Genomic DNA, 23,235 nt, shown 5'->3' on the forward strand with positions numbered 1-23,235 from the left:
AAAATGCAAACAGTACAAAAGCCCATACTAATTCAAGGCGGAAGTCATATTGACGAACGTGGACGTCTCGATTTTATGAACGACTTCAATTTGTCTGACATCAAACGAATGTACATGACTACACATTACAATACAAATGTAATAAGAGCTTGGCAAGGTCATAAAATTGAAAGTAGATGGTTTTATTGTACGCAAGGAGCATTTACAGTAAAATTAGTTCAGGTTGATGATTGGGAAAACCCATCAAGTGATTTAAAAGTATTCACTTTTGAACTTGAAGAAGAAAAGCCACAAGTGTTATACATTCCTAATGGATATGTAAACGGATTTAAAGCAACAAAAGAAAACTCTAAATTAATGATACTGGCAGATTACGGATTGAATGAAATAGAAAATGACGCCGTACGATTTGATCAAAATAAATGGACAACATGGGACAACTAATTAAAGTTGGAATTACAGGGCAAAATGGTTTCATGGGAGGCCATCTGTATAACTTTCTAGGAACCAAAGAAGAAGAGATTGAAAGAATTGCATTTCAAAGAGATTTCTTTACTAGTGAAAACGATTTACAACAATTTGTAAAATCATGTGATGTTATTGTGCACATTGCGGCAATGAATAGACATGAAGATCAACAAGTAATCTATGATACGAATGTAGCATTAGTGCAAAAGTTGATAGATGCTTGTAAAACAACAGAAGCAGTACCAAAAATCATCTTCTCTTCATCTACACAAGAAGAACGAGACAATCTTTACGGACAATCCAAAAGAGATGGAAGAAAACTATTAGAAGACTGGGCAACAGCATACAACGGAGCTGTAGCGTCGTTAATAATTCCAAATGTTTTTGGACCTTTTGGAAAACCATTCTATAACTCTTTCATTGCAACATTTTCACATCAAATTGTGCAAGGAGAACAACCAACTGTAATCAACGACAGTACAGTAAACTTAATTTACATCAACGAGTTATCGCAAGCATTTTATGATGAAATCATAAAAGAAAATGCTGAAAACATACAATCATACACAGTACCACATACATCGTCGCGTAAAGTATCAGAAATCTTAGGATTACTAAAAGATTTCAAAACACAATACGTTGATAATGGACAAGTACCTAAAGTAGATTTAAATTCATTTGAATTAGATTTATTTAATACGTTTACGAGTTTTATCCCAAAAAATTATTTCCCAAGAAAATTTACAAAACATACAGACAATCGTGGTGCATTTGTAGAAATCATGCGTGCAGGTTCTGCAGGGCAATCGTCTTACTCAACAACAGTTCCTGGGATTACACGTGGAAATCACTATCATACACGAAAAGTAGAACGCTTTGCTGTCATTAGCGGGAAAGCATCTATTCAACTCAGAAAAATAGATTCAGATGAAGTATTTGAATACATTTTAGACGGTTCAGAGCCAGCTTATGTAGATATGCCAATTTGGTACACTCACAATATCACCAACATTGGTGACACCGAATTAATAACGTTATTTTGGATTAACGAACCATACAATCCAGAAGATGCAGATACCTATTTTGTAAAAGTATAATAACGATACAATGAAGAAATTAAAAGTAGTAACAGTTGTAGGAACACGACCAGAAATTATTCGATTATCGTGTACACTTATTGCATTAGATAAAAATGATGCCATAGAACATATTTTAGTTCATACAGGGCAAAACTATGACTATGAGTTAAATGAAATATTCTTTGAGGATTTAGGGTTAAGAAAACCTGATTATTTCCTTGAAGCTGCAGGAAAAAATGCTACAGAAACTGTTGGAAACATTCTTATAAAAATTGATCCAATCTTAGAGCAAGAAAATCCAGATGCATTTTTAGTATTAGGAGATACAAACTCTTGTTTATGTGCTATTCCAGCCAAAAAACGTAAAATTCCTGTATTCCATATGGAAGCTGGAAACCGTTGCTTTGATCAGCGTGTACCAGAAGAAACTAACCGTAAAATTGTAGATCACGTATCAGATATCAATCTTACATATAGTAGCATTGCTCGCGAATACTTATTAAGAGAAGGTTTGTCTCCTGATAGAGTAATCAAAACCGGAAGCCCAATGTATGAAGTACTTCATAAGTTCTTATCAAAAATTGAAGCTTCAGATGTATTAGACAAATTAGGATTAGAAAAACATAAATTCTTTGTGGTATCATCGCACAGAGAAGAAAACATAAGCAATCCAAAAAACTTTAAAGGATTGATAGATTCTTTAAATCTAATAGCGGAAAAATACGATTATCCAATCATTGTTTCTACACATCCAAGAACGCGAAACATGTTGAACAGTAAAGACATGAAAACGCACAAAAACATTCAATTCTTAAAACCACTTGGATTTTCGGATTACAACGCTTTGCAAATGCATTCGTTTGCAGTGCTATCTGATTCAGGAACTATTTCAGAAGAATCGTCTATTTTAAACTTTCATGCATTAAACATTAGAGAAGCGCATGAACGTCCAGAAGCTATGGAAGAAGCATCTGTAATGATGGTAGGATTAAATCCAGAACGCATCATGCAAGGATTAGCAGCAGTAAGTGTTCAGGAAAGAAGTCCAAAAAGAAACTTTAGAGAAGTATATGACTACTCTATGCCAAATGTGAGTGAAAAAATGGTGAGAATCATATTATCATATACCGACTACGTTAACAGAGTTGTATGGTCTAAATACTAGTATTAGTATGAGAATTGTAATTATAAAACAACTATTTAACCCAGAGCCAACGGCAAAAAGTTTAGACTTTGCTAAAGAACTTGTTGCCAGAGGTCATGATGTGGAAGTACTTACAGGCTTTCCATCGTATCCTATTGGGAAAATATACGACGGCTACAAACAACGGTTTTACAAAAGGGAAAAAATGGAAGGTATCGATATTATTCGTGTGCCTATCTATCCTGACCATAGTGCTTCTGGGCTCAAACGTTTTTTTCATTACATTTCCTATGCTTTATCAGCTACGTTTATTGGGTTATTCTTAATAAAAAAACCAGATGTTGCTTTTGTATATCAAGGAGCAATTCCTGTGGCAATTCCTGCTATAATTCTTAAAAAAATTAGAAAAGTCCCTTTTCTATACGATATTAATGATTTGTGGCCAGAAACAGTTGCTGCTTCAGGAATGTTAGGGAGTAAAAGAGGGCTGAAAATTATTAATAAGTGGTGTAATATGAACTACAGAAATGCTAGTTTTATTACAGTTGCCACACCAGGATTTCAAAAAAGCTTAATAGAAAAAGGAGTTCCAAAAGAAAAACTAGAAATAGTATCAAACTGGAGTAGAGATAAAATTTCTACAGAAGAACTTCCAGCTGCACTAAAGAAGCAATACTTTAAGAAAGAAAAAATCAATATTCTATACGCTGGTAACTTAGGAATAGTACAATCATTACAAACGATCTTAAAAACAGCAAAAAGCTTACAAGAACAAGGATTGACTAAAATTCAGTTTTTATTCCTTGGAGGAGGTGCTGATGAAGAAAACTTAAAGCAATATGCTGCGGATGAGTTGCTTAAAAATGTAACGTTTATTCCAAGAGTTGCTTCTGAAGAAGTAAGTAAATATTTAAATGCAGGAGATTTTTTATTAGTTCACCTAAAAAAGGATAAACTATTTGAGATTACAATTCCTTCTAAAATATTAGCCTATCTAAAATCAGGAAAACCTATTCTGATGGGCTTACGCGGAGATGCAGCCGATATTTTAAATGCTGCGAACGCAGGATTTACTTTTGAACCAGACAACAGTGATGATTTAGAAGAAAAAATAAAACAAATGATCGCACTTGATGCGGAAAAAATAGCTGAAATGGGAACCAATGGAAAGGTGCATTATGAAGAAAACCTATCTATTATTTCCAGTGTAGATAAAATAGAACGAAATTTGTTAAAAATTGCAAGAAAATAAGATGAACTATACACCGGTAATTATTATAGGAGCAGGAAGATCGGGAACGAATATGTTGAGAGATATTATTACGTCAATTCCAAAATTTGAAACATGGGATTGTGACGAAATAAACCCTATATGGCGTTATGGAAATAGAGATTTTGAAACAGATGTATTGTTACCAGAACACGCGTCTGAAAAAACAAAAAAATACATTCGAAAAAGATTTCAGCAATTACAAAAAAGTACAAAAGCGGACTTTGTTGTCGAAAAAACATGTGCCAATTCACTACGATTAGGATTTGTATATGAAATATTTCCTGAAGCTAAATACATTATTATCAACAGAGATGGACGTGATGTAGTGCCAAGTGCTATGAAAAGATGGGGTTCTAGCTTTGAGCTAAAATATACCCTCAAAAAATTACGATACGTACCTTGGATTGATTTTACATATCATGTATGGAAATTTGGAAAGAATAGAATCAAAAAATTCTTTACAAAAACAGAAAGCCTATCTTTTTGGGGACCTGTATACAAAGGTATTGACAAAGATGTGGCAAATCACTCACTAATGGAAGTATGTGCCAAGCAGTGGCAAACTTGTGCCGAGCATACCATAAAAGACAGAGTTTCGGTTCCTGCCGAAAATATCTTTGATGTAAAATATGAAGAATTTGTAACAAATCCTGTAAAAGCAATGGAAGAACTCGCTTCATTTTTTAATATCACAATGACCAAAGAGCAGGTAAAAGATTTGGTTAAAAATGTGTCAAGTAGAAGTATCGGAACACATAAAAAAAGCTTTTCAGTAGAAGAACAAGCACTATTGAATACAATGTTAACCGAAACATTAGTAAAACTTAATTATAAGTAAAGTGACGAAGAGCGATAAAATCATAAAAAGATTATTTGACCTAGTAATGTCTACAATAGGATTATTACTATTTGGTTGGTTAATTGTGTTATCAGCAATTATAGCTCGATTTGATACAAAACTAAGTGGTTTCTTCAAACAAAAACGAGTTGGGCAAGACGGAAAAATATTTGAAGTTTTCAAACTGAGAAGTATGAAAAATGTTGCTGGAGTTGTTACTACGGTGTCTACGGATAAAGACCCTAGAATTACCAAAATGGGAAGATTTTGGAGAAAAACAAAAATTGATGAATTGCCACAATTGATCAATGTGTTTTTAGGACAAATGAGTTTTGTAGGCCCAAGACCTGATGTGCCTGGATTTGCTGATAAATTAGAAGGTGAAGACCGAATTATTTTGAGCATCAAACCAGGAATTACAGGACCAGCTTCAATTCACTTTAAAAACGAAGAAGAAATTCTTGCACAACAAGAAGATCCTGAAGCCTATAATAGAAATGTTATCTGGCCTAAAAAAGTAGCGCTTAACAAAGCGTATATAAAAGAGTTTAGCGTCCTAAAGGATGTTAAATATATTTTTAAGACAATATTTTAAACTATGAAATCAAAAATTTGGCTTTCATCTCCTCATATGGGAGGAAACGAACTTACCTATATTCAAGAAGCTTTTGATACAAATTGGATAGCGCCGTTAGGTCCTAATGTATATGGATTTGAGAAAGATTTGGAAACCTATCTAGGTGAAGATTCACATATAGCATGTTTAGCTTCAGGAACTGCAGCTATTCACTTAGCGTTAGTAGAATTGGGTGTTACACACGGTGATTTAGTACTTTGTCAAAGTTTTACTTTCTGTGGATCTGCAAATCCTATTGTTTACGCAGGAGCTACACCTGTATTTGTAGACAGTGAAGAAACTACATGGAACATGTCTCCTGAATATTTAGAAATTGCTATAAAAGAAAGCATTTCAAAAGGAAAAAAACCAAAGGCAATACTAATGGTTCATTTGTATGGAATGCCAGCAAAAATTGATGAACTTTTAAAAATTGCCAATGCTTATGAAATTCCAATCATAGAAGACGCAGCAGAAGCATTAGGATCTACTTACAAAGGACAAAAATGTGGAACATTTGGTGCATATTCAATACTATCTTTTAATGGAAACAAAATCATTACTACTTCTGGTGGAGGTGCTTTAGTCTGTAGAAATGAAGAACAGAAAAAAAGAACGGTATTTTTAGCTACACAAGCTAGGGATAACGCTCCGCACTATCAACATACAGAAATAGGATATAACTACAGAATGAGTAACATTGTCGCTGGAATAGGAAGAGGGCAAATGGAAGTCTTAGATAAGCATGTAGGATATCGTAGAGACGTAAATCAAATGTATGCTGAACTTTTTAAAGATGTAGAAGGGATAACTTTATTACAAGAATCTTCGGATGATTATTTTTCAAATCATTGGTTAAGTTCTATTAGGGTTAATGCAAATAAAACAGGGTTTACTAGAGAAGAATTCCGATTGGCATTGCTTGAAGAAAACATAGAATCTAGACCTTTGTGGAAGCCGATGCATTTACAACCAGTTTTTGAAAAATGTGACTTTTATGGAGAAGGAATCTGTGAAAAGTTATTTGATTCAGGTTTGTGTTTGCCTTCAGGTTCAAACCTTACAATTGAAGAAAAAAACCGTATTAAAGAAGTTATCAGAGCTTTTCTAGCATTAAAAGAAATAAATTAAGTAATTTGTGTCATTAAATAAAGAATTTGTTTTTTTGAGAAGATGAAGTTAGTGAATTCAAGAAGCATAAAATTAGCCCTAAGACAAGTTTTAAAATCAAGCAAAAAACGTATTGATTTTAAGAACATAGGATATCTACCTAGATGGCTTATCTTGTGTTTTGACATGTTTATTTGTTGTGTAGCATTGTTGCTTACAAGTACTATTGTAAACAATATCAATATTAGTGATTTAAATACGCATACACCATCAGCATTTTTTGGACTTGCACCAAGAGCTGGTTTAATATTAATAACCAACTTGTTGTTCTTTATTTTCTTTAGAACATACGCCGGACTTATTCGTCACTCAACCTTTATCGATGCTATTAAGTTTTTCCTTGCTTCATTAGCCACACTTATTACATTGTTGGTAGTGAATTATTCGCATCTAATTATCAATGGTGATCCGTTATTTTTAACACCAAAACTATTCATCTACTTTGTGATGTCATTCTCGTTTCTATTACTCTTCAGAGTATTAGTAAAACAAGTATTTGAAGCATATTTTGATTATGCTGCCAAAGAAGATCAAATCACGGTTATGATTTATGGAATAGATTCTAACGCGATTGCAATTTCAAATGCACTTAAGGTAGAACGTCCAATGCGTTACAAATTGATCGGTTTCATTGATAAAAAAGGAAAAAATCAAAGTAAAGAAATATTAGGATTACCTATTGTACATCTCAAAAGAAAGCTTTCTGTAATTCTACGCGCACATGGTGCTAATGCTATTATACTAGCAGACAAATCTATTACACAGGAAGAACGTATTAAAATTGTAGATGAATGCTTAGAGCATAACATTAAAGTATTTAGAGCGCCAATTGTTTCCGATATGGAAGACAAAGAAAATGTAAATGTTGCGCAACAAATTCAAAATGTACAAATTGAAGATTTACTCGAAAGAGAGCCTATTGTGCTGAACAATAAACTGATTGCAAAAGAATTATACAACAGAAGAATATTAGTAACAGGTGGTGCAGGGTCTATAGGAAGTGAAATAGCACGACAAGTTGCCAATTACAAACCAGAAAAACTCATCATTGTTGATCAGGCAGAAACTCCTTTGTATCAAATACAAATGGAAATCAAATCTAAATTCCCTGAGCTGGATTTTGAAGCAGTTATTGCTGATGTACGTCATAGAGATAAACTAGATAATATCTTTGAGCAGTATAAACCACAAGTTGTATATCACGCAGCAGCATATAAACACGTTCCATTGATGGAGGACAACCCATCGCAAGCCATTTTTGTAAATGTAATGGGAACCAAAAATGTTGCAGATACAGCATTAAAACACAAAACAGATAAATTTGTATTGGTTTCTACAGACAAAGCTGTAAACCCAAGTAATGTAATGGGAGCTTCCAAGCGAATTGCAGAAATATATGTGCAAACTTTACAAGAGGCGTTCAAGAATGACAATCGTTATGTTACAAACTATGTAACCACACGGTTTGGAAATGTATTAGGTTCTAATGGTTCTGTAGTTCCATTATTCAAACGTCAAATTTCTGAAGGTGGACCATTAACCATTACGCATCCAGATATCATACGATATTTTATGACCATTCCTGAAGCTTGTCAGCTAGTATTAGAAGCTGGAGCTATGGGTAATGGAGGAGAAATATACATATTTGATATGGGAGAAGCTGTAAAGATTATTGACCTTGCTAAAAAGATAATTAGACTAGCAGGATTTGTTCCTAACAAAGACATTGATATCAAAATCATAGGATTGCGTCCAGGTGAAAAATTATATGAAGAGTTATTAAACGATAAATCGACCACACTCCCAACATATAATGAAAAAATCATGATTGCACGTGGAGAACAGTATGATTATGAGAAAATTAATAACAACATAAAAGAATTAATTGACGCTGCGGCACTTTACAATAAATTAGAAGTTGTAAAGCGAATGAAAGAACTGGTTCCTGAATATAAAAGTATGAACTCGTCGTATGAGAAATTAGACTATCAAAAATAAAAGAAGTTGATGATAGGGAAAGCAGTCAAATTTTTTTCTGAGATAAAACTTGCTACAGTCTTTTACTTTTTATTGGTAGCAGAACTGTTTTCTAATTTTATAATGAATATCCTATATATTAATAATGCGCAAACCAGCATTAGGATATCATCAATCATTAACATACTGCTTCAAATTTTTATCATAGCAGTTATACTAAAAAACATAAAACACGTAAAAAAAGTAAACCTGCTTTTTCCTGCGCTATTAGTTGTTGGGTTTTTTATAGGACAATTGGCGCTAAGTACTTCTGATATATATGCCACTAGTTTTAAGGAAAACTTATATAGTTCAAACCTATATACGCTAAATGGATACTTATATATCTTTATCTATATCATTGCATATCGTTTTATAAAAGACAAAAAACACTTTGTAGATAGGGTTTACAAAATGATTGAATACGTTCTCGTTTTTAATGCAATCTTTGTTGTAATAGGATTAATTTTCGATCTAAACTATTTTAAATCATATCCATATACGGGAAGGTTTGGTTATGATGGGCTCTTCTTTACTAGAGCATACCTGTCATATTTATACATGTTTATAATAGTGCTTCAATACAAAAAATTCATTGTAACAAAACAATATGGAAAACTAGCATTTTTTGTAATTCTGGCATTAATATTAGGAAAGAAATCAATGTATCTATTTCTAATATTCATGGTGCTACTGCATATATTTTATATAAGTAAGAGCAAAATACTAAAAACAGTTTTTGGATTGGGTATTGCAAGTATTGTCATTTTTGGAAAATCAATCTTGGTTTTAGTCGTAAAAAGAATGCCCTTCTGGAATAGAGTTTACGAAGAAAGCGGATTATTATCTGTAATATTTTCATATAGAAATAATACGGTGGAGCGTTTAAGTACCTTTATTACTGAAGAATGGAATATTCTAAATTATATCTTTGGAGGAGTCGATTTTAGTAATTATCATACAGAAATGGAATTAGTAGATGTCTTCTCTTTTTTTGGTATATTTGGGCTTGGATTATATATCCTTTTTTTTAAGAAAATTATTCTAAAAAATTTAGGACTATTAGATAAACTATTAATGTTAATGATTTTCTTAACATCAAGTATATCTTCAAATTTATTACTCAGTGTTAATGTAATGATATTTTTATTTCTATTAACAGAACACATTAAACTAAAAAATACATGAAAATAACTGTTGTAGGAACAGGATATGTAGGACTAGTCACAGGAACGTGCTTAGCTGAAACAGGAAATGATGTACTTTGTGTAGATATTGATAAGCATAAAGTGGAACGCATGCAAAATAGAGAAGTTCCCATCTACGAACCACATTTAGACATACTCTTTGAACGAAACATAAATGCTGGACGTTTAAAATTTACAACTTCATTACAAGAAGGACTTGCACACGGACAAATTATATTTTTAGCATTACCAACTCCAGAAGACGAAGACGGATCTGCTGATTTATCGTATGTATTAGGTGTTGCAGATAATATTGGTAAACTAATGACAGAATACCGTGTCATAGTTGATAAAAGTACAGTGCCAGTAGGAACAGCAGAAAAAGTAACGGCTGTTATCGCACAACATGCAACTGTAGACTTTGACGTAGTATCAAATCCAGAATTTTTACGTGAAGGATTTGCTGTAGATGATTTCATGAAGCCTGAACGTATTGTTGTTGGTTCAAGTTCAGAAAGAGCTACGCAACTAATGCAACGTTTATACAAACCATTTGTACGTTCTGGAAATCCAATACTAATTATGGATGAAAAGTCTGCAGAGCTTACCAAATACGCTTCAAACTCTTTCTTAGCAGCAAAAATTACATTCATGAACGAGATTGCAAACTTTTGTGAAAAAGTAGGAGCAGACGTTGATAAAGTACGTATAGGTATGGGAACCGATTCACGTATTGGAAAACGTTTCCTATTTCCAGGAATTGGCTATGGAGGTTCATGCTTTCCAAAAGATGTAAAAGCGTTACACAAATCTGGAAAAGACAACAATTATAACTTTCAAATATTAGATGCAGTTATCAATGTAAATGATAAACAAAAAACAGCATTAATACCAAAAGTAGTTTCACACTTAGGTGAAGATTTATCTGGAAAAACAATCGCCCTATGGGGATTAGCATTTAAACCAGAAACTGACGACATTCGTGAGGCACCATCGTTATATATCATTGATGAATTACTATCTAGAGGCGCTACCATAAAAGCGTTTGATCCGGAAGCAATGGACAATGTAAAAGCAAAACTTGGTGATAAGTTAACATATGCAAATAGCATGTACGAAGCCATTGCAAATACAGATGCTTTGATTATTTGTACGGAATGGAGCATCTTTAGAACACCAAATTTCAAAAAACTAAGAGAAAATCTAAATCAACCCATTATCTTTGACGGAAGAAACTTATATGATGTAGCTGATATGGAAAAAGAAGGATTTACATATTTTTCTATAGGTAGAAAAGAAGTTTTATAAAGCTAACACAACCAACAATACGATGAAACGAATTCTAATTACGGGAGCAGCCGGATTTATAGGTTCACACTTATGTGATCGCTTCATAAACGAAGGATATCACGTTATAGGAATGGACAATCTTATTACGGGCGACATTCGTAACATAGAACACTTATTCCATCTAAAAGAATTTCAGTTTTACCATCACGATGTTACAAAATTTGTACACGTACCAGGAAAACTAGATTATATATTACACTTTGCTTCTCCAGCAAGCCCAATAGACTATCTTAAAATCCCGATTCAAACCTTAAAAGTAGGATCACTAGGAACGCATAACTTATTAGGCTTAGCCAAAGAAAAAAAAGCACGTATTTTAATTGCTTCTACATCGGAAGTATACGGAGATCCTTTAGTACATCCACAACACGAAGAATATTACGGAAATGTAAATACAATTGGTCCACGTGGTGTATATGACGAAGCAAAACGCTTTCAAGAATCTATTACCATGGCGTATCATAGGTTTCACGGTTTAGAAACACGTATTGTTCGTATTTTTAATACCTACGGACCACGAATGCGATTAAATGATGGACGTGTAATCCCTGCGTTTATTGGACAGGCATTGCGTGGAGAAGATTTAACGGTTTTTGGCGATGGAACTCAAACGCGTTCTTTCTGCTACATTACAGATCAAGTAGAAGGAATATATAAGTTATTAATGAGTGATTATGTAGAGCCAATAAACATTGGGAATCCGCATGAAATTACCATTGGGAACTTTGCCGAAGAAATCATAAAACTTACAGGAACCTCACAAAAAGTAATCTACAAAGAATTACCTGTAGACGATCCGTTACAACGAAAACCAGACATTCGCAAAGCAAAAGAAATTTTGAATTGGGAACCAAAAGTAAATCGTAGCGAAGGCATGAAAAAAACCTACGACTACTTCAAAGCACTACCAGAAAAGGAACTCTTCAAAAAAGAGCATAAAGATTTTTCAACGTACACAAGAATGTAACAAATGCATATTAGAGGAAGATATTCGTGGCTATTAAGACCATTTTTTGTGGTATTTGATTTGTGTGTCATCAATATCTTTGTCTTCTTATTTTTCAATTTTAACGATCAAGATTTATACTTTTTTGACAATACATTTTGGAATAATAAGCACTTGCTATTCATTTTGTATACAATTGTTTTTTGGCCATTATCATCCTTCTTTTTAAAGTTTTATAACGTATACCGTTTTACGTCGGTTCCACATATTTTATCCTTACTCATTAAACAATTATTAGCATACACTTTAATCATGTATGCGTTTATTGGAATATTTAGAAGTATTGATGTTCAGGCATTTGTAACATTTAAATACTTAATGGTAAGTTTCGGAATCATTGGTTTGGGTAAAATTATTGGGTATTACGGGTTAAAAAAATATCGTTCTGTTTTAGATGGAAACATTCGTCGTGTCATTATCATAGGTAAAAATTCAGGCGCACAAGAATTAGAACGACTATTTAAAAACAACAAAGAGTTAGGGTACAAGTTATTAGCGCTGTTTAGTAATAAACAAGATGAAGGCATTACAGGAACAATAGAAGATAGTTTTCAGTACATTGAAGAAGAAGAAGGAATAGATGAAATATACTGTGCTATTGACGAACTTACCGAAAAAGACGTAAACGATTATGTGAAATACGCAAGTATGAACAGAATCAACATCAAATTTATTCCAAATACCAAAAAGCTATTTTCTAAGCGACTCAAAACGGATTACTACAATTATTTGCCTGTACTTTCCATTCAGGAAGTTGCACTCAACAACAATTTGAATCGATTCATAAAACGTGCATTTGACATTGTATTTTCATTATTGATTATCATCTTTTTTCTATCATGGTTTATTCCATTGATTGCGATATTAATCAAGTTAGAATCAAAAGGACCTGTTTTTTATAAACACATTCGAAACGGAATCAATTATAAAGAATTTACCTGTTACAAATTTCGTTCGTTAGCACATAATACAGATACAAATTACGAACATGTAAAAGAACAAGATTCTCGTGTAACAAAAATTGGGCGTTTTATCCGTAAAACGAGTGTTGACGAACTGCCACAGTTTTTTAACGTACTAAAAGGAGACATGTCTGTAGTTGGTCCAAGACCACATATGATTCCATATACAAAAGCATACGCTAAAAAAATTGACAAATATAACTTCGTATTTCGTCACAGTGTAAAACCAGGTATTTCAGGTTTGGCACAAGTAAAAGGGTACAGAGGTGAAATAAAAAACGATGAAGACATTATCAATCGTGTCAAATATGATATCTTTTATATTGAAAATTGGTCGTTATTCTTAGACATTAAAATTATCTTTGAAACCATCGTTAACATTCTGAAAGGAGAAAAAAAGGCATACTAAAATTATGCAGCAGCCATTAGTTTCTGTCATTACGCCAACATACAATGCTGAGTTGTTTATTAAAGAAACAATAGAATCGGTTCGTGCACAAACGTATAACAATTGGGAATTAATATTGGTAGATGATGCTTCAAAAGATACCACAGTTTCCATTCTTAAAAAATATACCGAAGAAGACATTAGAATTAAATTTCATGTGCTAGAAAAGAATTCGGGAGCAGCCATTGCACGAAATACAGCTATAGAAAAAGCTACTGGAAGTTACATAGCCTTTTTAGATGCCGATGACTTATGGATGCCTGAAAAGCTTTCTAAACAAATTGCATTTATGCAAAAAGAAAACATTCAAGTATGTTTTGCTAGCTATGAATTAATGAATGAAGTCGGTAAATCATTGGGAAAAAAGGTAAACGCATTGCCAAAAGTAAATTTCTCCAAAATGCTCAAAAGTAATTACATTGGAAACCTTACGGGAATTTACAATGCAACAACGCTTGGAAAAGTATACATGCCAAACATTCGTAAGCGACAAGATTGGGCTTTATGGCTTACACTGATTAAAAAAGTAGAATTTGCATACAGTATTTCAGAGCCGTTAGCAAAATATCGGGTGCGTGAAGATTCAATTTCATCCAATAAACTAAATTTATTAAAATACAATTATACTATTTACAGAAAGGCACTTAAATTTGGGGCTTTCAAATCGAGTTTATATTTAATTCGATTTTTAATAGAACATTTCTTTATAAAACCACAACAAACAACACAACTATGAACATTCTTGTTTTAGGATCAGGCGGAAGAGAACACACATTAACTTGGAAATTAGCGCAAAGTCCATTGTTAAAAAATCTGTATGTAGCACCAGGAAACGCAGGAACAGCAACCATTGCAAACAATATAGCAATGAATGTAAACGATTTTGAAGCAATTGGTAAATTCTCAAAAGAAAACAATATTGATATCGTAGTGGTAGGTCCTGAAGATCCGTTAGTAAACGGAATTCACGATTATTTTCTAAATGATGAAGCATTAAAGGAAATTCATGTAATTGGTCCACAAAAAAAGGCTGCAGAATTAGAAGGAAGTAAAGAATTTGCCAAAAAATTTATGATGCGTCATAACATTCCAACGGCAGCTTACCAAAGTTTTACCAAAGATACGGTAGAAGCAGGTTGCGAATTTCTAACAACACTCAATGCACCATATGTATTAAAAGCAGATGGTTTGGCAGCGGGAAAAGGTGTATTAATCATAAAAGATTTAAAAGAAGCGCAAGATTCGCTTAGAGAAATGTTGATAGATGCAAAATTCGGTGATGCCAGTACAAAAGTGGTAATTGAAGAATTCTTAGACGGAATAGAGCTTAGTTGTTTTGTGTTGACAGATGGAAAAAACTACGTAACGCTTCCAACGGCAAAAGATTACAAGCGCATCGGAGAAGGAGATACAGGGTTGAATACAGGAGGAATGGGCGCAGTATCACCAGTACCGTTTGCAGATGCTGAATTTTTAGAAAAAGTAGAAACTCGCATTATAAAACCAACAATAGATGGTTTTCAAAAAGACAACTTACCCTATAAAGGATTTGTTTTTATTGGATTGATTAAAGTTGGAAACGATCCATTTGTAATAGAGTACAACGTACGTTTGGGAGATCCGGAAACGGAAGTTGTCATTCCTCGTTTAGAAGTCGATTTAGTAGAACTATTTCAAGCAGTAGGAAATCAAAAACTTGATGAGGTTTCATTACAAATAAAATCAGCAGCAGCAACGACAATCATGGTTGTCTCTGGTGGATATCCGGAAGCGTATGAAAAAGGAAAAGAAATTACAGGAATAGAAACAATTGAAGATTCTATTGTATTTCATGCAGGAACAAAGCTAAATGATGGAAAAGTGCTTACCAATGGAGGAAGAGTTATTGCAATAACATCACACGCTGACACGTACGAAGAAGCCATAAAAAAGTCTTATCAAAGCATAAACAAGTTACATTTTGATAAGATGTATTATAGAAAAGATATTGGTTTTGACTTATAAATAAGAATGAGCCGTAACCTCTTTGCTTTCTTCGTTGTTATCGTTGAATTTTTTCAATTGTAAAACCCAGTAAATCATAGCTGCGGCTCCAACAATCATAAAAAGCCAGTTCATTCCGTTTGCAAGAAACCAACTCGTTAGTTCTGTTTCACGTAAAGATTCAAATGGAGCGAGAAGTGTGTTTTCAGAAAAGCTAGCGATTCCTTCAAAAAAATTTTTCATGGATAAATCTTTATTATATTATAGTGCAAAAATATAAAAACCTCAAATGATAACAAGCGTTTTTGGGAAATCAAAACCAATAAATTTTATTCTCTGTTCGGGAATTGTCTTAATTTACTTCGTAATATACTTGTTTTCAGGCGATAAGGAGGTGGGTGTAGACATGTTGACTTTGCAGGTTCCTATATTATTTTTATTGCTATTTTCTTTATTTATGGTAGATTTCATCGTAAAAAAGAACGATCTCACGCAACAAAACGATTATGCGTTGCTAATTGTTACGTTATTTATAGGTTTCTTTCCAAACATATTTGAGCATCTAACTATTGTTTTCATTCATGTATTTCTATTACTTGCGTTTAGAAGAGTTATAAGTTTACGATCCTTGCACAGTGTCAAACAGAAACTATTTGATGCTTCCATGTATATAACCATTGCATTATTATTTGATTCTTGGATTGTTTTGTATCTTCTTATTGTATATATAGGAATCATATTATATGTATCTAGTGATTACCGAAATTGGTTAGTACCATTTGTTGGGTTCTTTAGTATTACAATCATATATCTTTCCTACATATACTTTACAGATAAAAACATACTTACAAACCCACTTTTTCAATTTGACCTAAAAATTGAGTATCCATTGGAAAATTATAAGCAGATAGCGCTTCATTCACTAATTACCTTACTCTTTTGTATTAATATTGTAATCTTTTTTCTAAAAATTAAAACGTATTCTTCCCAAAAAAGAAATTCTTTTTTATTAACTAATGTGCTGTTTTTTATAGGTATTACCTATATACTATTCGCCAAAAATAATACTTACAATACAGAGATATTACTACTATTTCCATTAGGTATTTCAACGGCCAATGTCCTTGAAAATATAGAAAACAAAAGGATAGGCAATATTTTACTCGTTTTACTAATGATTGTTAGTTTTGGGTTTAATTTTTATCTGAAATAAACATGTAAACCGTAACATTGATACGGTTTTTACCTACAAAATTGTAAGAAAAGTATTTCTTATTGTGCTTTTTCTCGATTTTAATGACGTTTTGTCTAAAAGAAAACGCGTTGTCTGCTTTTTAGAATTTTTCCAAATATTTTTGTGTTCGAGAATTAAGCCGCTCACCCCAAACTTATTATTAATTTTTCTATTTATATCAAAATGGTCATATATAAATAGTAACTAAACAGCAAATCAATGAAGACTAAAATTACTCTTTTGGTCCTAACAGCCTTATTAGGACTGACGAATGTTTTCGCAAACTCAATGCCCACAAGCGAAAATGTCGTCGAGAATGAAATCATGACTACTGGTGATAATTCAATTATCATTTCAGCAGGAAAAAGGATTTACACACTCGACATGAACACGTACCAAGCTACGTTGTTGGCAACATCACCTTACGTAAATGAAATTAACTCCATCGCTAGTGATAACAGAACAGGATGGGTTTTTTACGTTTCTAACCATATCTCTAGTTACAACTGGACAATTTATGGTTACAATGTGTATACAAATACACACAAAAATTTTGGATCAGTTAGACATTTCTTTACACAAACTGGTCACGCGTACTCTTCTAGAGGTTTAGCTTCTGGTGGAGCAACGTTCTACAACGGGAAATTATATTTCGCAATGGAATATCCTGTTAGATGCTACTATCACAGAGATGGTGGTAGAGGAAATGCTACTAATGCCAACCCAAAAGATGAGTTAATTAATAACCCAAGATCGTTAGGAACAGTGACGTTTGGAACAATTACTAACTCGCCAGTTACGGTTACAAGAGGCATAGGAACAGAAGCTGATGAAACACAAGATAATGGAGGAAGAAGTGGAAACGGAGAAGCTCCTGCTGATTTCGTTGTATTAGACACTGACGAAGCAAACATCATTAATGATAATGTAAGTGATTACATTCCAGAAGAAGAATTACCATCAGAAGATGGTTCTACAAATGATGATGGTTTACAACAAAGAGGTTACTCTGCAGAATCTTACTCTTACAACTACTATAATAGTTCATATAACAACAATATGTATTTGTTGGAGATTTCTTTTAATGGATTATCTGACGCTTCAGGACAAACAGCAGCTGTATCTAACGGAACACCTGTTTATGACAACTGGTGGTATTCTAGTTTCCTTTACAAAGGAGAACTAGGAGATATCGTTGTTGATGACAATGGTCAACTATATGCAGCTACTTCTTACCAAGTACAAGCATACAACTTCAATAGCAACAGATATGACTGGGCTAACAACGAAGATATTTATGCTCAAATGGCAAAAGATAAGAATAGCGCTCTTCAGTTATTAAAGAACAAGAAAGTATATTCTTCTTATTACTATCATGGTTGCCCGCAAAACTCGTACACTGTAAAAAGTTATGTGCAAAGTTATACAGCACCATCAAGTTTAAGAACATACAACAATATTCAATTAGGATCATTAAATGAAATTAGTGGTTTAAATAGTAGTGATGTTGGTCAAATTACAGATGCATCTGATTACATTAGATTAACACCACCTGTATCATACAAGATAAAAGGTACTGTATTTGATGACAATGATGAAGACGGTAATTTCGATAGCTCTACAGATGGTAGATTAGAAAACGTTGTTGTAACATTATACGCTGATAACAATGCGGATGGTTTGTTAGATAGTGGAGACACGGTAATCAATACAAGAAATACAAATGCAAACGGATGGTATTCATTTAATAATGTTCAAACGGCTAACACAATAGTAGCTGTAACACGCCCTTCTGATTCAAACACAATTACATACACAGCAACGACTCCAGAAGTTGTAGCTGTAACAGGTTCTACAAATGACGTAAGAGTTGATTTTGGAATCAATAAAGAGTTAATCCTTGTTAATTACGACATCTTCGGAACTGTTTATGATGATAACAATGAAAATGCTTCATTAGAAAATGGAGAAGCAGGATTAGATAATGTAACATTAACATTATATGCTGATAACAACGCTGACGGTATTTTAGACAGTGGAGATTCAGTAATCACTACAACTGTTTCTGGAACTGACGGATCATATAGCTTTATTCACGTATGTATTCAAAATACAATTGTTGCAGTAACAGTACCAACAAACAATGGAAACTTTACATACACATTAACAACAGCAGGAACACAAGCTATTGATTCTATCAATACAAATGTAAATGATGTTGATTTTGGAATCAACCAAGAGCAAGTAATCAATTACAATATCTCAGGAACTGTATTTGATGATGACAATGCAAACGGAGTAAATGATACAGAAACTGGATTAGATGCAGTAACGGTAACATTATATGCAGATGTTAACAATGATGGAGCTTTAGATGCTGGAGATACGGTAATCTCATCAACAAATACAGCTGCAGGAGCATATAGCTTTGCTAACATTACTGTAGAAAATACAATTGTTGCGGTAACAGTACCAGGAGACACTTCAGATTTTACATATACATTAACAACAGCAGGAACATTGGCTGCTAGTTCAACAACTGCAGATGTAAACGGATTAGACTTCGGAATCAACCAAGTACAAGTAATCGATTACAATATCTCAGGAACTGTATTTGATGATGACAATGGAAACGGAGTAAATGATACAGAAGCTGGATTAGATGCAGTAACTGTAACATTATATGCAGATGTTAACAACGATGGAGCTTTAGATGCTGGAGATACAGTAATCACTTCTACAAACACAGGAGTTAACGGGGCATATAACTTTGTTAACATTACTGTAGAAAATACAGTAGTTGCAGTAACAGTACCAACAAACACTGCAAACTTTACATACGCATTAACAACAGCAGGAACGTTAGCTGCTAGTTCAACAACTGCAGATGTAAACGGATTAGATTTCGGAATCAATCAAGTGCAAGTTATTGACTATAACATTTCAGGAAATGTATATGATGATAACGACGAAAGTGGAGCACAAGATGTTGGAGAAGATAACTTAGAAGCTATCACAGTAACATTATATGCTGATAACAATAATAACGGAATTGTTGATGCAGGAGATACAGTAATTGCTACTGATACATCTGCAGCAGTAGATGGAACATATAATTTCTCAAATGTAACTGTACAAAATACAGTAGTTGCAGTAACAGTACCAGGAAACACTCCTGATTTTACATACACATTAACAACTGCGGGAGAACTAAACACAAGTTCTACAATTACAGATGTAACTGGAATTAACTTTGGAATCAACCAAGTACAAGTTATTGACTATAACATTTCAGGAAATGTATATGACGATAACGACGAAAGTGGAGCACAAGATGTTGGAGAAGATAACTTAGAAGCTATCACAGTAACATTATATGCTGATGCAAATGCAAACGGAATTGTTGATGCTGGAGATACGGTAATTACTAGTGCTATATCTGCAATAGACGGAACATATAGTTTCTCAAATGTAACAGTTCAAAATACAGTAGTTGCAGTAACAGTACCAACAAACACTGGAGACTTTACATACACATTAACAACTGCTGGAGAATTAAATACAAGCTCTACAATTACAGATGTAACAGGAATTAACTTTGGAATTAACGAAGTACAAATTATTGATTACACTATTTCAGGAACTGTATTTGATGATAATAACGAAAATGGAGTACAAGATGCTGGAGACGGTGTTTTAGACGGAATTAACGTTACATTATATGCAGATAACAATGCTGACGGTGTATTAGATGTTGCTGATACTACATTAACATCAACTACAACTGCAGTAGACGGAACATATAGCTTTACAAACATTACAACAGCGAATGTACTTGCAGTAGTTACTACTCCGGGAAATACAACTACATTTACATATGTATTAACAACATCTAATACACAAGCGGCTGCTTCAACAACTGCAGACGTAACTGGATTAGATTTTGGAATCAATGAAGTAAAAGTAATCAACTATGATATCTCAGGAACTGTATTTGATGATAACGATGGAGATGGTATCAAAGGAGTTGGAGAAGGTTCTGTAGGACCTGTAACAGTAACATTATATGCTGATAACAATAATAACGGAATTGTTGATGCTGGAGATACTGTAATCGAAACAACAGTAACGAACTCAATGAGTGGTAACTACAACTTTATAAATGTAGTAGTGGAAAACACAATAGTATCAGTAACTGTACCAACAGATACAGCAGCATTTACATATACACTTACAACTCCAGGGTCACAAGACACTACTTCAGTTCTTACTGATGTAACAGGAGTTGATTTTGGAATCGATAGAGTTCAAGTTATTAACTATAACATTTCAGGAACTGTATTTGATGATGATAACGAAAATGGAACATTAGATTCAGCTGAAAACTTCTTAAGAGGTGTAACAGTAACATTATATGCTGATACTGACAACAACGGAAGAGTTGGGTCAGTTGATACAGTAATTGCTACAACTTCTTCTGCAAGTGACGGAACATACGGTTTCGCTGCGGTAACAGAGCCTAACACGTTAGTAGCTGTAACAGTACCAACAGATAATACATCATTCACATATGTATTAACTTCAGCAGCTACAGTAGTAACAGATTCTACAATTGCTGATGTAACAGATGTTAACTTTGGAATCAACCGTAACATAGCTGTTAACTACAATATTGACGGATTTGTTTGGGATGATGATAACGAGGATGGAGCTCCAGATACAACTGTAGAAGGTTTCTTAGAAAACGTAACAGTAACATTATATGCTGATAACGATAACAATGGAAGAGTTGGATCGGCAGATACAGTAATTAGTTCAACTACAACTGCTGTAGACGGAACTTATAGTTTCGTAAACGTAACGGAAGCTGCTACCTTAGTTCAAGTTCAAGTACCTGGTAACACAACGGATTATGTATACACATTAACTACAGGAAGACAATTTGTTACTAACTCTGTAAATACAGATGTAACAGGAATCAACTTCGGAATCAACCAACAAGCTGCAACATACTCAATCGCAGGAGTTGTATTTGATGATGATAATGAAAATGGACTTAGAGATTCAGAAGGTGGTCTTTCTAACATACCAGTTAGATTATACGAAGATTTAAACCAAAATGGAAGAATCGATAGAGGTGAGCCTTTATTATTAGAAACTGTAACTGATAGAAATGGTAACTACCAATTCGTAGGTTTAACAGATATATTTGTTGTAATACAAGCAGCTGTACCAGCAAGAACTCCTACATTCCAGTACACACCAACAACACCAGTAAGTGTAGGTTTAAGTTCAGGAATATCAACAACTGTTAACTTCGGAATTAACAGAGAATTAATAGTTCTTTATAACATTAGCGGACTTGTTTGGGATGATGACAATGCTGACCAAGTAAAAGATCCTGCAGAATTAGTATTAAGTAACATTAACGTAACACTTTACGAGGATACAAATGCAAACGGAATTGTTGATGCTGGAGAAAATGCTATCGTAACAGTACCAACATCTTCTACAGGAACGTACACGTTCACTGGAGTAAATGTATCAAGTGTAGTTGTTGAGCCAGTATTACCATCTAATGGGACATATACTACACCAGGAACAATAGCAATTACAAGTGTAAACAATGATATTACAAATGCTAACTTCGGAATCGATATCACAGCAAACTTATTCCAAGTAACAGGAGTTATATTTGATGATGATAACAGAAACGGAGTTGCTGATCCAGGTGAAGGTTCTATTAACGGATTAACTATCGAAATCTATGTTGATACTGACGGTTCAGGAACATTTGATTCTAACTTAGATGCATTAGTTGCCTTTACACAATCGTCTAACGGAATATTCGATTTTGCAAACCCTAACTATGTTGTAAATGATGTGCCAGATGAGCAAGTATTTATTAGAGTTGTAATTCCTGCTGGAAATCCACCTTTATTAACTTATACGCCAACATTCGATCCAGATTCAGGAACTGTTAACCCTGATGGTATATTCCCAACAATTATGACGGGTAATATTTCAGGAGTAAACTTCGGAATTGACGTAATTGACTTTATCGGAACACCAAGAAATGCATCAATGGATACAGGATTAATCACTAATGATGAAAATGTATTAAACACAACTGCTGAGCCAGTAGATGTATCTTCAAGATTAAGACTATATCCAAACCCAACTGTAAGAGAAATCAGAATCAATTCTGAAGAGTTCTTAGGAGATGTTACTGTTGAAATATACAATGACAGAGGATATAAAGTAATGACTACAACAGCTAGTTCTTTCGGAGGAGAGTTGAAAGTAGACGTACAGAGATTACGACCAGGAATGTATTATGCAAAATTCGGGTCTAGAAATAAAGTTGCAAATAAGAAGTTTGTAAAAAGATAATTAATTGCAATCCCCAACCTCAAAGAAAAGCCGCTGTAAAGCGGCTTTTTTTATGAGTAAAACTCAAT

At 33.6% G+C, this 23,235-nt stretch carries 17 protein-coding genes; 16 read left to right on the forward strand and 1 reads right to left on the reverse strand.

Features of this window, described 5'->3' with window-relative positions; all coding sequences use genetic code 11:
• Positions 1 to 3 precede the first annotated feature (3 nt).
• The 14 genes from Q0828_RS04395 (at position 4) to purD (ending at position 15,561) form a co-directional block, all read left to right on the forward strand.
• The gene (locus Q0828_RS04395) at positions 4 to 444 is read left to right on the forward strand and encodes a dTDP-4-dehydrorhamnose 3,5-epimerase family protein (RefSeq protein WP_298418030.1); all 441 of its coding nucleotides are present in this window, start codon (positions 4 to 6) and stop codon (positions 442 to 444) included.
• Positions 432 to 1,565: an NAD-dependent epimerase/dehydratase family protein gene (locus tag Q0828_RS04400; protein WP_298418032.1), complete on the forward strand. Its 1,134-nt coding sequence runs from the start codon at positions 432 to 434 to the stop codon at positions 1,563 to 1,565. Before Q0828_RS04395 ends, Q0828_RS04400 begins: the two co-directional genes overlap by 13 nt.
• Before the next feature lie 10 nt (positions 1,566 to 1,575).
• Entirely contained in the window at positions 1,576 to 2,712 is a 1,137-nt protein-coding gene (gene wecB, locus Q0828_RS04405; protein ID WP_298418033.1) for a UDP-N-acetylglucosamine 2-epimerase (non-hydrolyzing), read from the forward strand.
• Between the two features lie 7 nt (positions 2,713 to 2,719).
• A complete protein-coding gene (locus Q0828_RS04410) occupies positions 2,720 to 3,943 on the forward strand; it encodes a glycosyltransferase family 4 protein (RefSeq protein ID WP_298418035.1) in 1,224 nt (407 codons plus the stop codon).
• Between the two features lies 1 nt (position 3,944).
• Positions 3,945 to 4,802 carry a sulfotransferase gene (locus tag Q0828_RS04415; RefSeq protein ID WP_298418036.1) on the forward strand — a complete coding sequence of 286 codons (858 nt, stop codon included), beginning with the start codon at positions 3,945 to 3,947 and terminating at the stop codon, positions 4,800 to 4,802.
• 1 nt (position 4,803) lies between these two features.
• Positions 4,804 to 5,397 (forward strand): sugar transferase, encoded by a 594-nt coding sequence (locus Q0828_RS04420; protein ID WP_366523561.1) that lies wholly within the window; start codon positions 4,804 to 4,806, stop codon positions 5,395 to 5,397.
• Positions 5,398 to 5,400: 3 nt separating this feature from the next.
• Positions 5,401 to 6,549, forward strand: coding sequence for a DegT/DnrJ/EryC1/StrS family aminotransferase (locus Q0828_RS04425; protein WP_298418037.1), 1,149 nt, complete (start codon positions 5,401 to 5,403; stop codon positions 6,547 to 6,549).
• A 42-nt stretch (positions 6,550 to 6,591) separates the two neighbouring features.
• Positions 6,592 to 8,586, forward strand: a complete 1,995-nt coding sequence (locus tag Q0828_RS04430) for a nucleoside-diphosphate sugar epimerase/dehydratase (protein WP_298418039.1) — start codon at positions 6,592 to 6,594, stop codon at positions 8,584 to 8,586.
• A gap of 102 nt (positions 8,587 to 8,688) precedes the next feature.
• Positions 8,689 to 9,792, forward strand: a complete 1,104-nt coding sequence (locus tag Q0828_RS04435) for a hypothetical protein (protein ID WP_298418041.1) — start codon at positions 8,689 to 8,691, stop codon at positions 9,790 to 9,792.
• Positions 9,789 to 11,099: a UDP-glucose/GDP-mannose dehydrogenase family protein gene (locus Q0828_RS04440; RefSeq protein WP_298418043.1), complete on the forward strand. Its 1,311-nt coding sequence runs from the start codon at positions 9,789 to 9,791 to the stop codon at positions 11,097 to 11,099. Before Q0828_RS04435 ends, Q0828_RS04440 begins: the two co-directional genes overlap by 4 nt.
• Positions 11,100 to 11,121: 22 nt before the next feature.
• Positions 11,122 to 12,108, forward strand: coding sequence for a UDP-glucuronic acid decarboxylase family protein (locus Q0828_RS04445; protein WP_298418045.1), 987 nt, complete (start codon positions 11,122 to 11,124; stop codon positions 12,106 to 12,108).
• 3 nt (positions 12,109 to 12,111) lie between these two features.
• Positions 12,112 to 13,518 carry an exopolysaccharide biosynthesis polyprenyl glycosylphosphotransferase gene (locus Q0828_RS04450; protein WP_298418046.1) on the forward strand — a complete coding sequence of 469 codons (1,407 nt, stop codon included), beginning with the start codon at positions 12,112 to 12,114 and terminating at the stop codon, positions 13,516 to 13,518.
• A 4-nt stretch (positions 13,519 to 13,522) separates the two neighbouring features.
• Positions 13,523 to 14,293, forward strand: coding sequence for a glycosyltransferase family 2 protein (locus Q0828_RS04455; RefSeq protein WP_298418048.1), 771 nt, complete (start codon positions 13,523 to 13,525; stop codon positions 14,291 to 14,293).
• The gene (purD, locus tag Q0828_RS04460; RefSeq protein WP_298418049.1) at positions 14,290 to 15,561 is read left to right on the forward strand and encodes a phosphoribosylamine--glycine ligase; all 1,272 of its coding nucleotides are present in this window, start codon (positions 14,290 to 14,292) and stop codon (positions 15,559 to 15,561) included. The genes Q0828_RS04455 and purD overlap by 4 nt, the downstream gene beginning before the upstream one ends.
• Here the strand turns inward: purD and Q0828_RS04465 are convergent.
• Positions 15,556 to 15,783, reverse strand: coding sequence for a uracil phosphoribosyltransferase (locus Q0828_RS04465; RefSeq protein ID WP_298418051.1), 228 nt, complete (start codon positions 15,781 to 15,783; stop codon positions 15,556 to 15,558). The two genes, purD and Q0828_RS04465, sit on opposite strands and share 6 nt — an antisense overlap.
• Before the next feature lie 46 nt (positions 15,784 to 15,829).
• Here Q0828_RS04465 and Q0828_RS04470 point away from each other — a divergent pair, with 46 nt between their 5' ends.
• Together Q0828_RS04470 and Q0828_RS04475 are read left to right on the forward strand one after the other, a co-directional pair.
• Positions 15,830 to 16,753, forward strand: a complete 924-nt coding sequence (locus Q0828_RS04470; RefSeq protein ID WP_298418052.1) for a DUF6427 family protein — start codon at positions 15,830 to 15,832, stop codon at positions 16,751 to 16,753.
• A 240-nt stretch (positions 16,754 to 16,993) separates the two neighbouring features.
• Entirely contained in the window at positions 16,994 to 23,167 is a 6,174-nt protein-coding gene (locus Q0828_RS04475; protein WP_298418053.1) for an SdrD B-like domain-containing protein, read from the forward strand.
• Positions 23,168 to 23,235 lie beyond the last annotated feature (68 nt).

The organism is uncultured Kordia sp. (assembly GCF_947496985.1).
Lineage (GTDB): Bacteria > Bacteroidota > Bacteroidia > Flavobacteriales > Flavobacteriaceae > Kordia.

Excerpts from the sequence above, each read along its gene's own strand:
- Q0828_RS04435 (WP_298418041.1), top strand. The coding sequence starts at position 8,689 with ATGAATATCCTATATATTAATAATGCGCAAACCAGCATTAGGATATCA.
- wecB (WP_298418033.1), top strand. The coding sequence starts at position 1,576 with ATGAAGAAATTAAAAGTAGTAACAGTTGTAGGAACACGACCAGAAATT.
- Q0828_RS04395 (WP_298418030.1), top strand. The coding sequence starts at position 4 with ATGCAAACAGTACAAAAGCCCATACTAATTCAAGGCGGAAGTCATATT.
- Q0828_RS04400 (WP_298418032.1), top strand. The coding sequence starts at position 432 with ATGGGACAACTAATTAAAGTTGGAATTACAGGGCAAAATGGTTTCATG.
- purD (WP_298418049.1), top strand. The coding sequence starts at position 14,290 with ATGAACATTCTTGTTTTAGGATCAGGCGGAAGAGAACACACATTAACT.
- Q0828_RS04445 (WP_298418045.1), top strand. The coding sequence starts at position 11,122 with ATGAAACGAATTCTAATTACGGGAGCAGCCGGATTTATAGGTTCACAC.
- Q0828_RS04475 (WP_298418053.1), top strand. The coding sequence starts at position 16,994 with ATGAAGACTAAAATTACTCTTTTGGTCCTAACAGCCTTATTAGGACTG.
- Q0828_RS04470 (WP_298418052.1), top strand. The coding sequence starts at position 15,830 with ATGATAACAAGCGTTTTTGGGAAATCAAAACCAATAAATTTTATTCTC.
- Q0828_RS04425 (WP_298418037.1), top strand. The coding sequence starts at position 5,401 with ATGAAATCAAAAATTTGGCTTTCATCTCCTCATATGGGAGGAAACGAA.
- Q0828_RS04450 (WP_298418046.1), top strand. The coding sequence starts at position 12,112 with ATGCATATTAGAGGAAGATATTCGTGGCTATTAAGACCATTTTTTGTG.
- Q0828_RS04415 (WP_298418036.1), top strand. The coding sequence starts at position 3,945 with ATGAACTATACACCGGTAATTATTATAGGAGCAGGAAGATCGGGAACG.
- Q0828_RS04430 (WP_298418039.1), top strand. The coding sequence starts at position 6,592 with ATGAAGTTAGTGAATTCAAGAAGCATAAAATTAGCCCTAAGACAAGTT.
- Q0828_RS04410 (WP_298418035.1), top strand. The coding sequence starts at position 2,720 with ATGAGAATTGTAATTATAAAACAACTATTTAACCCAGAGCCAACGGCA.
- Q0828_RS04455 (WP_298418048.1), top strand. The coding sequence starts at position 13,523 with ATGCAGCAGCCATTAGTTTCTGTCATTACGCCAACATACAATGCTGAG.
- Q0828_RS04465 (WP_298418051.1), bottom strand. The coding sequence starts at position 15,783 with ATGAAAAATTTTTTTGAAGGAATCGCTAGCTTTTCTGAAAACACACTT.
- Q0828_RS04440 (WP_298418043.1), top strand. The coding sequence starts at position 9,789 with ATGAAAATAACTGTTGTAGGAACAGGATATGTAGGACTAGTCACAGGA.